The sequence below is a fragment of the Pseudomonadota bacterium genome, assembly GCA_016711215.1.
Taxonomy (GTDB): domain Bacteria; phylum Myxococcota_A; class Polyangia.
Window position 1 is genome coordinate 1 of sequence record JADJTL010000003.1, and the last position, 14,364, is coordinate 14,364.

The following is a 14,364-nucleotide window of genomic DNA, read 5'->3' on the forward strand; positions in this document are numbered from 1 at the left end:
TCGTCGGCGATCGAGTACTTAGCGCCACAGCTGTCGCAGGTGATCCTCATCGTGTGCCTCGCCGCGCGTCCGGCGGGCCCGCTGGACGCGCCCGCGCCTGATTCCGAGCGATGCCGGGAGTGCGTCGGAACAGCAGCCGCACCCGGTGAGCCACCACATGGCCCACCGCTCGACCGCCCGAGCACCCGTCGCCCAACCGAAACATTATAGAAGAGCCGTTCAGCGAAATGCAATTTCGCTGCGATAACGTACCTTTCGCACCACTATTCGGCTCACTTCACGGACTCGAAGCCGTGCCGCAGGATCGTCTGATCGCGCTGCGGTCCCAGCGAAAGCAACCCGATGCGCACCCCAACCTCACGCTCGATCAACGCAACCAGCGCGCGCAGTCCAGCCGGAAGCGCGTCATAGTCGCGCACCTCGCGAAGGGAGCCAGTAAAGGGCAGCAAATCCTCGAGGATCGGCTCGCAGTCGGCCAAGTCCTCGGCGTCGACCGGCGGGGTCTCGATTTGCTTGCCCTGCCAGCGGTAGGCGACACAGACCTTTATCTGCTCGATTCCCGCCAAGACATCAGCCTTGGTCAGCGCGAGCCAGTCGAGCCCGCCGACCCGCGCGGCATAGCGCAGCTGGGGCAAATCGAGCCAGCCGCAGCGCCGCGGCCGCCCCGTCGTCGAACCGAACTCTCCCCCCTCCTTGCGCAGGCGCGCCCCGTCGTCGCCGTGCAGCTCGGTAGGAAAGGGGCCCTTGCCCACGCGGGTGATATAGGCCTTGGCAACGCCAACCACCGCCCCAAGGTCGCGCGCCGCCACGCCCGCCCCGGCGATGGCTCCCCCAGCCAGCGTCGTGCTCGAGGTGACGAAGGGATAGGTGCCGTGATCGATGTCCAACAGCACACCCTGGGCGCCTTCGAAGAGGATCTTCCGCCCGTCAGCGACGGCGCGCTGCAAGAACGCCCCGGTGTCCTCGATATAGGGCTCGAGCTGGCGCGCATGCTCGAGGACCTGCGGCAGCAACTCGTCGACCGTGAAGCGGGGGCCGCCGAGCAGGGCGAGCTGCCCGTTGACGTGGTCGACCGCCACCGCCAGACGGGCACGCAGGCGCTCCGGCGCACGCAGGTCACAAACCCGCAGGCCGCGCCGCGCCATCTTATCTTCATACGCGGGTCCGATCCCGCGCTGCGTCGTTCCCAGCGTCTCGGCCACACCCTCGCGGCGCCGATCGAGCTCGCGGTGATAAGGGAGCACGAGATGCGCCCGCGCGCTGAGCCGCAGCCCGGCCGGTTCGGGCCGAAGGCCGCTCGCATCGAGGTCGCTCAGCTCCTGCAGGAGCCCCGCGGGATCGACGACGACCCCGTCGCCGAGCACACAGACCTTGCCGCGGTGCACGACCCCGCTGGGCAACAGATGGACGACAATGCGCTTGCCGTCGACGACCAGGGTGTGGCCGGCATTGCTGCCTCCGGCGAAGCGCACGACGATATCGGCGCCCGGCGTCAGCAGATCAACGATCTTGCCCTTGCCCTCGTCCCCCCACTGCGCGCCCACCACGGACAAATTACCCATCACAGTCTCCTCGCCCTCCGCGGTCCCAGCGGGACCGTGTGCTCGTCACCCAGTAGCTGCCGCAATTCGGCGGAGTATACTCCCGGCGCGCAATGCACGACCAGCGGTGGATCCTCGATTCGCCTCGGCCCCGCGTGGGTGCTCGCGCGGCGTTCGTCCGCACTGGAATCGGCCCGGCGGCGCGCCAAGACCAGCACACGCGTCGCCGACCGCCCGGGCGCGGGCAGCACGATCCGCGAGCGCAGCGGCTGCAGCCGATGCTCGGGCAACGCGCGCAGGAGTTCGTCCTGGCGCGTCGCCAGGTGGATCAGGGCCAGCGTATCGCCCGGCCGCAAACCGTCCGCGCTCGCCTGCAGCAGCTCGGCCAAGGTGCAGGTCAGCTCGTGCTTCGCCCCCGCCACCATTGGGTCTGGGCTGAACCGCCCGCTGTTGAGCCGAAAGAACGGCGGGTTGCAGACCGCGAGCACGCGCGCTGCCGTGGCCCGCGGCCGCCACTGCCCGCTGTCGCGCAGGTCACCCAATAGCACGCGCACGCGACCCGCGAGACCGTTGCGCGCGGCATTCTTCGCCGCCAGGCGCGCCAGCGCGGGCTGGCGCTCCACCAGCCGCGAGCGCGACCGCACCCAGCGCCGCGCCAGGAGCAGTCCGACGACCCCGCAGCCGGCGCCGAGGTCGATCACCAGCGTCGGCGGCTGGGGCACGACAGCCGCGGCGAAATGCGCCAGCAGCAACGCATCGAGGTTGAAGCGATAGCCGCGCGCCGGCTGGAGCAGGCGCAGCCTGCCGCGCAAAATCGCGTCGTCGGTGAGCCCAGCCTGCGAGGCGTCAGGCGCTGTCGAGGTCAACGACACAACGTCCCTGCCGCAATATCCTTGGCGTGTCGAGCAGCTCGATCAGCGTCGTCGGCAGCTCACCACGGTGCCCGTCATCGAGCACCAGCGCCACCCCGGGAAGAGCGGCCTCTGCGGCGGACTGCGCCGGCCTTGCACCCGAGCGATTGGCGCTCGTCGCAGTCAGCGGCGCGCCCAGCGCGCGCACGAGTTGCTGCGCCACGGGGTCGGCGCTCATCCGCACACCGACGCCGCCGCCGGGGCCAACGACCGCGGCCGGGAGACCGGAGACCGCCGGGAGCACCAGCGTCAAGGCGCCCGGCCAGTAACGCGCGATGAGCCGCTCGGCCAGCGGCGGCAGCCGCGCGACGAGCTGCGCGAGCATCGCGTGATCAGCCACAATCAGCGGCAGCGCGTGGTCGGCAGCGCGCCCCTTGACGCGCGCGAGGCGCGCCAGGGCCGTAGCGTCGAGCGCCACCGCGAAGCCGTAGCAGGTCTCCGTGGGAAAGCCCACCACCGCGCTCTCGTCACGCAGATAGCGCGCGGCCCGCGCAATGGTCGTCGCGTCGGCCGCGCATACCTCGGCCGCCCGATCGTCGTGCATCAAGCCCAACGCCTCGCGCTCAGCGCCGGCCCAAGGCGCGATGACCTATGTCGCGCCTGTAGTGCAGGCCCTTGCCGTCGATCGCGTTCACCGCGGCGTAGGCGCGCTGCTGCGCGGCCGCCACATCCTCGCCGAGCGCCGTCACGCCCAGCACGCGACCGCCGGCGGTGACCAACCTGCCCTGCGCATCCCGCGCCGTCCCGGCGTGGAAGACCACCACGTCGCTGAGCGCCTCGGCCGGCTCGAGGTCGGCGATCGGCTGGCCCTTGGCGTAGGCGCCCGGATAGCCCTCTGCCGTCAGCACGACACAAAGCGCCGCGCGAGCATCCCACTGCATCGGAGCCGGCGGCAGCTCACCGCGTGCCGCGCCATGGAGGTAGGGCAGGAGGTCATCACTGCAACGCAGCATCAGCGACTGCGTCTCGGGATCGCCGAAGCGGCAGTTGAACTCGAGCACATAGGGCTCGCCTTCCACGATCATCAACCCGGCATAGAGCACCCCGCGATAGGGGTTGCCCTGCGCAGCCATACCGCGCACCACCGGCAGCAATATCTCCTGCTCAACGCGCCGCTGCAGCTCAGGCCCCAGCACTGGCGCCGGCGAGTAGGCGCCCATGCCGCCGGTGTTCGGCCCCTCGTCGCCGTCGAGCACGGCCTTGTGATCCTGGCAGCTCGGCAGCGCCAAGATGCGCTCGCCATCGCAGAGCGCCAGCACCGAGACCTCCTCGCCCCGCAAGCGCTCTTCAATCAAGATGCGTCGACCGGCCGATCCGAGCACCGCGCGCTCGAGAAAGCCCTCCGCCGCCCGGCAGGCCTGATCCGCGTCCGCCGCCACGACGACGCCCTTACCGGCGGCCAATCCGTCGGCTTTGACCACCCGTGCCTCCGGATGCGCGGTGATGTACGCCCGCGCCTCGGCGAGCTGCTCACAGACGGCAAAGGGCGCCGTGCGCAGACCGCAGCGCTCCATCACCTGCTTGGCAAAGATCTTCGATCCCTCCAATTGAGCCGCAGCCGGACTTGGCCCGAAGACGAGCAGTCCACGCGACGCGAAGACCGCCTGAAGACCGGCGCAGAGCGGCACCTCCGGCCCAACGACCGTCAGATCGATCGACTCACGCGCAGCGAAATCAGCGAGCCCTGTCAGGTCATCGGCAGCAATCGGAACGTTCGTCGCGCAGCGCTCGCTGCCGGGATTGCCCGGCGCGCAATAGAGCCGCGTCAGCAGCGGACTGCGCGCAAGTCGCCAGCACAGCGCGTGCTCGCGGCCCCCTCCCCCAACGACAAGTACCTTCACGCCGTCTCCTCCCGGCCGACCCGGAGCTCAGTGCCGAAAATGCCGCACGCCGGTGCAGAGCAACACCAGCCCGTGCTCATTGGCCGCGGCGATGACTTCCTCGTCACGCAGCGAGCCTCCCGGCTGAACCACCGCGGCGACGCCGGCGGCCGCCGCGCGGTCGATCCCATCGCGGAAGGGGAAGAATGCGTCCGATGCCAGCGCGCAACCCTCGAGCGGCAAACGCGCCTTGTGCACGGCGAGCTCCACCGAGTCGACCCGCGACATCTGGCCCGCACCGACGCCGAGCAGCTGACCGTCCTTGACCAAGACGATCGCGTTGCTCTTGACGTGCTTGGCAATCACCCAGCCGAGCTGCAAATCGGCGAGCTGCTGCGCACTCGCGGCGCGCTGGCTGCGCTGCGCGGCGGCCGCCAACGACTCCAGGGCCTGGTCGTCGTCCTGCAGCAGCAGACCACCGAGCGCGCTGCGCCAGCGCCCCGCCGCAGGTCCCGCCGCGGACCGCGCCCGCGCCCGCAGCAGGCGGACCTTCTTCTTCTTGCCGAGCAGCGCGAGGGCCTCATCACTGAAGGCCGGGGCGATCACGGCCTCGAGGAAAAGCTCATTGAGCTGGAGCGCCAGCGCCTCATCGACCGCCTCGTTGCAGCCGACGATGCCACCGAACGCACTCGCGGGATCCGTCGCGAGCGCGCGCTGGAAGGCCTCCGCGACGGCGCCCGGGGCCGCCGTCGCCGCACCGCAGGGGTTCGTGTGCTTGACGATGCAGACGCCGCAGCGTGGGAGCTCGGCCGCGAGGCTCCAGGCCGCATCCGCGTCGAGCAGGTTGTTGTAGCTCAGCTCCTTGCCCTGAAGCTGCTGGTAGGGCAGGACCGGCCGCGGGTCGATGGCGCTCGCAGGCAGATAGAACGCCGCCGCCTGATGCGGGTTCTCCCCGTAGCGCAGCGCCTGCGCGCGCCGCAACTGAACCGACAGCACCTCTGGCCAACCCGGCTCCGGCGCCGTCGCCCGCTGCAGATAGTTGCTGATCGCAGCGTCGTAGGCGGCCGTATAGCCGAAGGCGCGGGTCGCTAACCGCTGGCGCAGGAGCGCTCCCACCTCGCCGTCGCTTGCGTCCAGCTCGGCAAGCAGCGGCACGTAATCCTCCGCGTCGACCACCACCGCCACGCGCTCGTGGTTTTTCGCCGCCGCTCGAATGAGCGAGGGGCCACCGATGTCGATCTGCTCGATGGCCTCGGCCAGCGTCGTCTCGGCGCGCGCCACAGTCTGCTCGAAGGGGTAGAGGTTGACGACGACCAGGTCGATCCGCGCCATCCCGTGCTCGGCGCATTGCCGATCGTGCTCGGCGGTCGCTCGCGCCAGGATCCCGCCGAAGATCTTGGGGTGAAGGGTCTTGACGCGCCCGTCGAGGACCTCGGGCGCACCCGTGTAGTCGGAGACCGCGGTTACCGGCACCTCGTGCTGGCGCAGCAGCGCCGCGGTCCCGCCCGAGGAAATGAGCTCCACCCCACGCCGCCGCAGGGCCCGCGCGAAGTCGACCAACCCGCTCTTGTCGGAGACGCTGAGCAGCGCCCGCTCGATTCGCGCCATGGTGCACCCTCCTCCCCGCCTCGCCTCTTGCGGGGGTGCAACCTAGCAACGCGCTTCCGACGGGGTCAAGCGCCAGCGCGCCGGGGTCGAGGCAGGGCGCCGCGGCCCGCGACGGCGTCGCTGTGGCGTCATGGCGTCAGCGCCGGCAAGGGGCTGCGGGCGTCGCGGGGCAGGCGGCCGAGGCATGCCTAACCGGGGGCGATGTCCCCTCCTCGGCGCTCATCTTCAGCTTGAGCAGGCCTCGGACCTCGACCTGGCGGATGCGCTCGCGCGTCAGGTTCATGATCTCGCCGACATCCTCGAGCGTGATCCCGCCGCGACCCGCGATGTCGAGCGCGCAGCTATCCTGCATCTCCCAGACATCGATGTGCGGGAAGTTGAGCTTGATCGATCCCGTCTCGGGATTGACGTCGAGGTAGAGGTGATACTTGCAGCTGACGTAGGCGCAGGGGCGCTCCGCGCCTGCGCACTCGCCGCGGGTCAGCGGCTTCGAGTAGTCCATGAAGGGCAGCAGCAGCGCGCCCTGCTTGACCTCCTCGCGAGTCAGCCGCCGCATCGCGATCGTCTTGCTGCGCGGCCGGTCGCGCCGCCGCCGGCGCCGCAGCTTGCGACTGACCTCGGCCACGTCCTCGCCCTCACCTTCCGGCTCGCCGGTGTCCTCCTCGTCAGCGACGGGATCGAGCTTGAGTTGGCTCTCGGGATCCATGCAAACCTCCTCGGCACCACTGGCCATCGACGCAACCTTGAACGACACCACGGCCTCACGGCCCTAGCGATCCGCGAACACCCCGGCCTGCGCACCTCGCCCCTCTTGGTCAGCGAGCGTGACTCGGCCTTCGATCTGCATCAGCTGCCGCATCAGGTCGGCCGCCGTACGCCGCGCAGCGTGCACGTCCCGGCTCAGATCCCGACGGAGCGACAAATCGAGCTGCGGTCGAACGATCTCGCGCTCGAACGCGTCGAGCAGCTCGTCGAGCGCCGACTCGACGCTGTCGATGCGCTGCTTGAAACCGGCCAGGCGCGACTGGATCTGCTCAATCGTCAGGCTCTGAGCCATCAGATGCTTGATCCCGTTGATGCGCCGCACGGTGGCGCAGGGATAGACGCCGTGCGAACCACGGTGCTTTCCCTTGGTCCCCACGCGGCGGCTGCGCGGCAGCAGCCCGAGCTGCACGTACTTGCGGAAGGTCGCTTCGGAGAGCCGCAGACCCCGCGCCTGACAGATGCCGATGATCTGCGCCGAGCTGAGCCCCTGCGGGTGCGCCCGCTCGATCTCGATCAGATCGCGCTCGCTCAGCAAGGAGTCGCGCAGCAGCTCGCTCACCGTCCGACGGCCCTTCTGCTTGGCCCGGTCTCGTACGCACGGCAGCGCAGCATCGCGAACCCGCCTCCGCATCATCTATTCAGTGGAGTCTACTGAATAGATGCTACTGAAAGGAAGATACTGATTGGTAGGCGCTGAATGTATTCCACTGAATAGATCACGGTCAAACAAATTCACCGGCAGGGTTCGGCTCCGACGGAATAGACGGCTCTCTTGGGGTGTTCGCTGCCGCCGCCCCTTTGCCTGGTCAGCTCTGCAGGGTGGGCGCGCGGATCCTCAGCCACAGGGCCCACAAGGCCCCGTGGGCGCTGCGCACAGCAGGGCTGGAGCGAAAGCGAGGACTACCGATCGGCGGTGGGGACCGCGCTCGGAGCGCCCGTCCATTCGCGGCGCAGGCGGCGATGCTCGCCCGCCTTGAGACTCAGGCGCACGCGCTCGTGTCGACCGAGATCGTCGTTGCGCAGCTCGACGAGATGTCGGCCCGCGCCCGGATTCAAGCCGGTGATCGGCGTCGTGCCGATGGACCGACCGTCGAGCAGCACCTGCGCCCACGGGATAACAATCACGTCGAGCGTCGCCGGCGCAGGCGCGGCACGACGCGACGCGCGAGGACCGCCACCGCCCGCCGGCGCCGGCCTCCCTGTGCCGGCCGCGGGCCGAAGGCCGAGGGCCCTCGAGGGCGCTGCCTGCCCGCTGCGTGCGGGCTGACGCTCAGCGTGAGCGGGTTCGGCGCCAATTGTGGGCGACGGCATCTTGGCGATCTTGGCCGCGGTGACCCCGGCGTCCGCCGATGGACGCACCTCCGCCGTCCCCGCGGGCGCGACGAGCTGCACCTCTGCTCCCCCTCGCCCAAAGGCGACCTGCCGCGCCACCGTGCCCTGGGGCCAGCGCGCGATCAGCCCGACGCGATAGCCAGGTTGCCCCGTGAGGGTCCAGCGACCGCGTCTCCCCAAGGCCACGCCATCGGCGATCAGCTCGCCATCGGGCGGAACCAACCCAATCACCAGGCTAGCGGTCGAGGGCATGGGCATGGACCGAGGATCCGCCGCGGGACCGCGCTGAGACCGTCCACCGCCGCCAAGGGTACGGATCAGCCACGGGCTGCCGATCAGGACCCCCCCCAAGGCCAGCGCCAACCCCAGCGCCAGCACCACGCGACCGCGGCTGGACCGCCACCGGCGCCGCGCTTCGCTCGCCTCGCCACCGGCAGCCGCCCCGCCAACCGCCGCCGGCGCGTCGACGGCAGCCAGCGCAGCGCTAGCGTCAGCGCTTCCTGCGTTCGGCACGAGCACCCCCGCTCGCGCTGCGGGCGCGGCGGGGCGAGGCGGCCCTGTCTCGAGGCCTGGCGTCGCGCTATGCGTCGCCGCATCGGGCCCCGCGATCGGCATGTCCGTGGTCAGCACCGCCCCCTGCGGCACCGTCACGCCGCGCTGGTCCCGCTCCGCTTCAGCCGGCAGCAAGCGTCTCAGGTAGTCGGCAACGGCCAAGCCGTCGCCGGTCGAGGCGAACTGACTGAGCGCCGGGAGCACCTCAGCGGCGCTGCCGAAGCGCTCCTCGCTGCGCGGCGCCAGGAGCCGATCGATCACCGCCGCGAGCCCCGCCGCCACCGTCGGGCTGACGGAGGCGAGCGGGGGCGCGCCGCCGCGACGCACTGCCGCAATCAGCTCCCCCTCGCTGCCGCTATCGCCATAGAGGCGTCGGTCGCTCAGCAATTCCCAGAGCACGATGCCTAGCGCGTAGAGATCCGTCCGCTGATCGATCGCCTCCCCGCGCACCTGCTCCGGTGCCATGTAGGTCAGCTTGCCCTTGACCGCCCCCGTACGGGTGACGGAGGCGAGTGCCGCCACCTTGGCGATGCCAAAATCTGCGATTTTGAGCTCGCCCGCGAAGGAGAGCAGCAGATTGTGCGGGCTGATATCGCGGTGGACCAGCCCCAACGGGCGACCGTGCTCGATCTTGCCGTGCGCGTAGTGCAGCCCCTTGAGCGCCTCGACCCCCACGTGCACGGCCAGCACCTCGGGGATCGGCAGTCGGCGCCGACGCGACACGCTGCGGATGTGCCGCAGGTCCGTGCCGTCCACCCACTCCATCGCGATGTAGAAGACGCCCTCGACCTGATCGAACTCGATCACCTGCACGATGTTCGCGTGGTGCAGGCGCGCGGCGAGCCGCGCCTCATTGATGAACATACCGACGAATTCGCGATCGGCATTGAAGGCCGGCAAGATGCGCTTGATGACCACGTCCTTGACGAAGCCCTCAGCGCCGAAGGCTCGCGCGACGTGAACCTCGGCCATGCCGCCCGCGCCGATGCGCCGCACCAGCTCGTACTTGCCGAAACGCTCAGCCATGGTCCCCACCGTCATCGGCCGCGCGCGTCTCGCGCGCCTGCCCCCCAGGGCCACAGCGGCGCTATGCCAAGGCGGAGCGTCGGCCACGCCCCGCCGCGCCTACCCACGCGCACCGGCCGGGCGTCGCGGGTATACTAGCATCAGCATGCTGCGTTACGGCTCAAGCTTACTGCTCGGCCTGCTGCTCTGGCCGCTCCTGCCGGCACGCGCGCTGGCCCTCGACCTGGACGATCAGATTTACTCGAACCGCGAGCTCGGCCTTCGCTTCGCCGTGCCGGAGGGTTGGGTGTTATCGCGACAGACCGGCTATCCCGGCTTGTTGGCGGTGGTGACGCACAGCCACAGCAACGCCCGTATGGCACTGGCGGTCGCCAGCACGCGCTCGCGTGTAGGCGTCGACGAGGTGGCGGCGAGCGTCCGTGCCAACCTGGCGGCGATGCGCGCGGTGGGCCTGCAGCTCGAAAGCGCCACGCCGCGGCAGCCGCAGCCGCAGGCCGGTTGGCGGGTGATCGCGCGGCGCGACGCGGCGGATGCGGCCGGCCCCTGGGAGCTGCGCCAGCTCTACCTGCCGGCGCTCGTTGGGCGGCTGCTCGTGCTGACGCTCGCGGCGCCGAAGCGCCAGATCAAGACCTTCTTACTGGACCGCGACGCGCTCCTCGCCTCGATCGAGGCTGGCGGGGCTCCGCTTCCGGCGGCGGTGACGGGCCCTCTGGCGGGCCCGCTCAACCGGGGCACGAACACGACCGGCGTCGCCCCGGGGAAGGACTAGACCGTGCGCGCACCGCCGGTCGCCCTGGTCACGCTGCTGCCAGCGATCGTCAGCTGCATCGGTCCAGCGCTGCTGACAGATGGTAGCTCGGTGTCGATCGGCGACCACCGCAGTGGCCTGCTCCGCCACGGCACGCGCCTACCCTTCCGGGGCCGCGGCTTCGTCGTGCCCGAGCGCTGGCGCCTTCGACGCCGCAACTACGGCACCGACGAGTTGGTGAGTGCGCTGATGCGCGCGGCCTATAAGGTCGAGCGCGGGCATCGTGGTGCCGTCGTCGGCTTCGCCGATCTCAGCCCTGCCGGGGGCGGACCGACCAGCGAGCACGGTTCGCATACCAGCGGCCGCGATGCCGACGTCATCTTCTACGCCACGAACCTCGAGGGTCGGCCGGTGATCCCGCAGGCGATGGTCGCCTACGACGCGGCAGGCCTGGCGCTGCCGGCTGCCCTCGGTCCAATGCCCGCGTCTGAGGCGGCGCCCGACGACCGAGCCGGCCCGCCGCCAACGCCAGCGAGCGATCACGATCTCGCCGAGCAGCCTCGTCCTCCCCCACAACGCTTCGATGTCCGTCGCAATTGGAGCTTCGTTCGCGCGCTGCTCAACGACCGCGCGATCGCTGTGCAGTGGATCTTCATCAATCGCGACCTCGCACGCCTCCTGCTCGACCATGCACGCCGCACGGGCGAGTCAGCGTCCTTGCTGGAACGCGCGGCCAGCGTGATGCATCAGCCCAGCGACGCGGGGCTGCACGACGACCACCTGCATCTGCGAATCTACTGCCCGGTCAATGATCGCGCGTTCGGCTGTCAGGATGCTGGCCCTTCACGTTGGGACGAGCAGGCGCTCGGCTTCGCCGGCCCTCCCTCGCCGCCCATGCCACCGCTCTTGCTGGAGCGGTTCACGCTGCTCGCGCGACGATATCCCCTGCTCTAGCAACAGGTTGACCTGCTGCGGCCAGCGCGTGGGGCACCCTGCGCCGATCTCCAAGGGGACCAGATCGAGCATCCCCTGATCGGAGCAGACCGGCTATCATCGCCCGCCCCGAAAGGAGCCGCCGCGGCGATGAAGGCAAGTCACATGCAGCTACCGCGCGAGCCCGCCGCCGACACGCTCGCGACCCAGACCCTGTGTATCGTCGGCTGCGGACTGATGGGCGGCTCGCTGGCGCTGGCGCTCCGCGCGCAGGTCGCCCGAGTGCATGGGGTCGACCCGAATCCCGCCACGCGCGAACTCGCGCTGGCGGGCGGACTGGTCGACGCGACCTACGCGACGCTCGAGGAGGGCGTGCGCGAGGCGCAGCTCGTCGTGCTCGCGGCGCCAGTGCGGACCAATCTGGCGCTGATCGCAAAGCTCGGAACGATCGTCGCGCCCGGCACGCTGCTGATCGACCTGAGCAGCACCAAGACGGCGATGATCGCGGCGATGGACGCCCTGCCCGTGCAGGTGCGCGCGGTCGGAGCGCATCCGATGTGCGGCAAGGAGCAGGCCGGGGTGGCGCATGCCGATGGCGCGCTCTTTCGCGGGCGCGTCTTCGTGCTCTGCCGCAGTCTGCGCAGCGACGACGCGGCGCTGGCGCTGACGGAGCGGCTCGTCCACGCCGTCGGGGCGCTCCCGCTGCTGCTCGACCCGCAGGCGCACGACCACGCCGTAGCGCATGTCAGTCACCTGCCCTACCTGCTCTCCGTGGCGCTGGTCGCGGCCTGCGCCGAGCTGCCGCGCTCGGCACGCCAGGTGGCCGCCAGCGGCTTCCGCGACACCTCACGCCTGGCCGCCAGCGATCCGAAGATGATGGCGGACGTGCTGCTGACCAACCGCGAGGCGGTCGGCGAGGCCCTGCAGCGCGCGCGTGACGCCCTTGGACGGCTCGCTGATCTGCTGGCCCCGGGGGCGGAGGCCGCGCTCGAAACCCATTTGGCCGCCATCCAGCGCCAGCGGCCGCCCTCAGTCCCAGCCAAGGGTCAACCCTAATCGCAACGGCCCGCCCTAAACGGCAGTGGACCCGGGCGCGCAACCCAGAGTAGTAATCCGGACCATGGGGAAGCTGGACGGGCAAGCAGCAGAGCACGTCACACGGCCTGCGATCGCCGAGTTGGATGAGATCCTCGGCCAGCCGCTGCCAGTGCTCGACGACGGCTTCGTGCGTGTCGTCGACTACCTCGGCTGCGACGCCGCGGTCGTGCAGGCCGCGCGGGTCTCCTACGGCACGGGCACGCGCCAGGTGCACGAGGATCGCGGGCTGCTGCGCTACCTGATGCGCCATCGCCACAGCACCCCCTTCGAGATGTGCGAGCTTAAGCTCCACGTCCGCGTGCCGATGGACTGTTGGCGTCAGTGGATTCGCCACCGCACAGCCAACGTCAACGAATACTCGACGCGCTACTCGATGGCGGTCGATGCGGCCTATCAAACGAGCGCTGAGCAGTGGCGGCTGCAAACCAGCGACAACCGCCAGGGGAGCGCCGGCGTCCTCGATGCCGCGGCCGGTGCGCTCCTGTCAGAGCAGGAGCTCGAGTTCCAAGCCCGCGCCCGTGAGGTCTACCAGGGTCGCCTCAGTCAAGGCGTGGCCCGGGAGCTGGCGCGCAAGGACCTGCCGCTCTCGACCTACACCGAGGCCTACTGGAAGATCGACCTGCACAACCTGCTGCACTTCCTCGCGCTGCGGATGGACAGCCACGCGCAGCTCGAGATCCGCAGCTATGCGCGCACCATCGGCTACGAGATCGTCCGCCGCTGGTGCCCGCTGACGTGGGAGGCCTTCGTCGACTACCGACTAGAGCGTCTGGAGCTGACGCGACTCGAGCTCGAGGTGCTGCGCGCGCTCAACGAAGGCGGTGGCGCAGCCGCCTCCGCCCGCGCCAGCGAGCTCGGGCTGCTGCAGCGCGATAGCGCGGGCAGCTACAAGCGCAACCGTGAACGCGCCGAGCTGGAGCAGAAGCTGCTTCAGCTCGGCCTGCAAATTCCTTGGAGGGATTGAGATGAAACTCTCGGTGGCATGCAACTTCGACGACGCGCTCCTGCCCGGCCTGGCGCCCTATCCGGTCTACGAGGTCTACGGCAAGCTGACCAGCGACTACTTCGGCGGCGGACGACCGTCGTTCTACCTGCCACAGATTGGCCGGAGCGAGCTGGCGCGCTACGTGCGCCTCGCGCACCAGCACGGCGTCGAGTTCAACTACCTGCTCAACGCCTCGACGATGGACAATCGCGAGTTCACGCGCGAGGGGCAGCGGCAGATCGACGAGCTCTTGACCTGGCTGGACGAGATCGGCGTCGACGCCGTCACCGTCGCGACCATCTATCTCCTACGGCTAATCAAGCGCCGGCACCCGCGCCTGCGCGTGCGCATCAGCTCGCATCGGTTCACCGACAACGCGCGCAAAGTGCGCTTCTGGGCCGAGGAGGGAGCCGACACGGTCGTTGTCTCCGAGGTCAACATTCACCGCGAGCTGAAGGTGCTCGAGGCGATGCAGCAGGCGGCCAACGGCAACGTCGAGCTCTCGCTGATCGTCAACAACTGGTGTCGTCAGGACTGCGCTATCGCCGGCAACCATGCCGTCACGCTCTCGTCGGCCTCGCAGCGCAAGAGCAAGGGCTACCCGCTCGACTACTGCTCCGTGCGCTGCAATCACATCCGGCTCAACGCGCCGGTGAACTACGTGCGCGCCAACTGGATCCGCCCCGAAGACCTCGAAGTCTACGAGGCGCTCGGCTATCACAACTTCAAGATCGTCGAACGCAACACCCCGACGCCGATCCTCTTGCTGCGGACCAAAGCCTACGCCGAGCGGCGCTACGACGGCAACCTGCTCGACCTGGTGCAGAACTATGCCTACCCGGTCGAGGCCTTCGGCGGCCGCGCGCGCGACGCTTACTCCTATCGGCGCTTGGTCAAGTACTTCGCCAAGCCCGGGGGGATCAACCTGCTGCGCCTGCCGTCGCTGATCGGCTTCGGCAAGGCGGCGAGCATGCTCTATCCGCGCAAGGGGCCCAATCCGGTGCAGATCGACAACCGCGCGCTGGACGGCTTCATCGAGCGCTTC

The 14,364-nt window shown here is 69.8% G+C and carries 12 protein-coding genes; 4 read left to right on the top strand and 8 right to left on the bottom strand.

Annotation, left to right across the window (positions count from 1 at the left end; translation table 11 throughout):
- Positions 1–272: 272 nt before the first annotated feature.
- From IPL40_09075 to IPL40_09110, 8 genes are all read right to left on the bottom strand, one after another.
- Positions 273–1,562 (bottom strand): adenylosuccinate synthase, encoded by a 1,290-nt coding sequence (locus IPL40_09075; GenBank protein ID MBK8481313.1) that lies wholly within the window; start codon positions 1,560–1,562, stop codon positions 273–275.
- The gene (locus IPL40_09080) at positions 1,562–2,407 is read right to left on the bottom strand and encodes a methyltransferase (GenBank protein MBK8481314.1); all 846 of its coding nucleotides are present in this window, start codon (positions 2,405–2,407) and stop codon (positions 1,562–1,564) included. The genes IPL40_09075 and IPL40_09080 overlap by 1 nt, the downstream gene beginning before the upstream one ends.
- On the bottom strand, positions 2,388–2,996 hold the full coding sequence (locus IPL40_09085; protein MBK8481315.1) for a threonylcarbamoyl-AMP synthase: 609 nt from the start codon (positions 2,994–2,996) through the stop codon (positions 2,388–2,390). The genes IPL40_09080 and IPL40_09085 overlap by 20 nt, the downstream gene beginning before the upstream one ends.
- 19 nt (positions 2,997–3,015) lie before the next feature.
- Positions 3,016–4,293, bottom strand: coding sequence for a phosphoribosylamine--glycine ligase (purD, locus tag IPL40_09090; protein ID MBK8481316.1), 1,278 nt, complete (start codon positions 4,291–4,293; stop codon positions 3,016–3,018).
- Positions 4,294–4,320: 27 nt separating this feature from the next.
- On the bottom strand, positions 4,321–5,880 hold the full coding sequence (purH, locus tag IPL40_09095; protein ID MBK8481317.1) for a bifunctional phosphoribosylaminoimidazolecarboxamide formyltransferase/IMP cyclohydrolase: 1,560 nt from the start codon (positions 5,878–5,880) through the stop codon (positions 4,321–4,323).
- A 136-nt stretch (positions 5,881–6,016) separates the two neighbouring features.
- Entirely contained in the window at positions 6,017–6,586 is a 570-nt protein-coding gene (locus IPL40_09100) for a DNA-binding protein (protein MBK8481318.1), read from the bottom strand.
- A gap of 63 nt (positions 6,587–6,649) precedes the next feature.
- Positions 6,650–7,204 carry a MerR family transcriptional regulator gene (locus IPL40_09105; GenBank protein MBK8481319.1) on the bottom strand — a complete coding sequence of 185 codons (555 nt, stop codon included), beginning with the start codon at positions 7,202–7,204 and terminating at the stop codon, positions 6,650–6,652.
- A 341-nt stretch (positions 7,205–7,545) separates the two neighbouring features.
- A complete protein-coding gene (locus tag IPL40_09110; GenBank protein ID MBK8481320.1) occupies positions 7,546–9,555 on the bottom strand; it encodes a serine/threonine protein kinase in 2,010 nt (669 codons plus the stop codon).
- A 145-nt stretch (positions 9,556–9,700) separates the two neighbouring features.
- Here IPL40_09110 and IPL40_09115 point away from each other — a divergent pair, with 145 nt between their 5' ends.
- The 4 genes from IPL40_09115 (at position 9,701) to IPL40_09130 (ending at position 13,298) form a co-directional block, all read left to right on the top strand.
- Positions 9,701–10,324, top strand: a complete 624-nt coding sequence (locus IPL40_09115) for a hypothetical protein (protein ID MBK8481321.1) — start codon at positions 9,701–9,703, stop codon at positions 10,322–10,324.
- Positions 10,325–10,327: 3 nt separating this feature from the next.
- Entirely contained in the window at positions 10,328–11,257 is a 930-nt protein-coding gene (locus tag IPL40_09120) for a penicillin-insensitive murein endopeptidase (GenBank protein MBK8481322.1), read from the top strand.
- Positions 11,258–11,386: 129 nt separating this feature from the next.
- Positions 11,387–12,292 carry a prephenate dehydrogenase gene (locus IPL40_09125; protein ID MBK8481323.1) on the top strand — a complete coding sequence of 302 codons (906 nt, stop codon included), beginning with the start codon at positions 11,387–11,389 and terminating at the stop codon, positions 12,290–12,292.
- Positions 12,293–12,356: 64 nt separating this feature from the next.
- Complete coding sequence (locus IPL40_09130) at positions 12,357–13,298, top strand: FAD-dependent thymidylate synthase (GenBank protein MBK8481324.1); 942 nt, start codon at positions 12,357–12,359, stop codon at positions 13,296–13,298.
- Positions 13,299–14,364 lie beyond the last annotated feature (1,066 nt).

Excerpts from the sequence above, each read along its gene's own strand:
- IPL40_09130 (MBK8481324.1), top strand. The coding sequence starts at position 12,357 with ATGGGGAAGCTGGACGGGCAAGCAGCAGAGCACGTCACACGGCCTGCG.
- IPL40_09085 (MBK8481315.1), bottom strand. The coding sequence starts at position 2,996 with ATGCACGACGATCGGGCGGCCGAGGTATGCGCGGCCGACGCGACGACC.
- IPL40_09110 (MBK8481320.1), bottom strand. The coding sequence starts at position 9,555 with ATGGCTGAGCGTTTCGGCAAGTACGAGCTGGTGCGGCGCATCGGCGCG.
- IPL40_09100 (MBK8481318.1), bottom strand. The coding sequence starts at position 6,586 with ATGGATCCCGAGAGCCAACTCAAGCTCGATCCCGTCGCTGACGAGGAG.
- purH (MBK8481317.1), bottom strand. The coding sequence starts at position 5,880 with ATGGCGCGAATCGAGCGGGCGCTGCTCAGCGTCTCCGACAAGAGCGGG.
- IPL40_09115 (MBK8481321.1), top strand. The coding sequence starts at position 9,701 with ATGCTGCGTTACGGCTCAAGCTTACTGCTCGGCCTGCTGCTCTGGCCG.
- IPL40_09075 (MBK8481313.1), bottom strand. The coding sequence starts at position 1,562 with ATGGGTAATTTGTCCGTGGTGGGCGCGCAGTGGGGGGACGAGGGCAAG.
- IPL40_09125 (MBK8481323.1), top strand. The coding sequence starts at position 11,387 with ATGAAGGCAAGTCACATGCAGCTACCGCGCGAGCCCGCCGCCGACACG.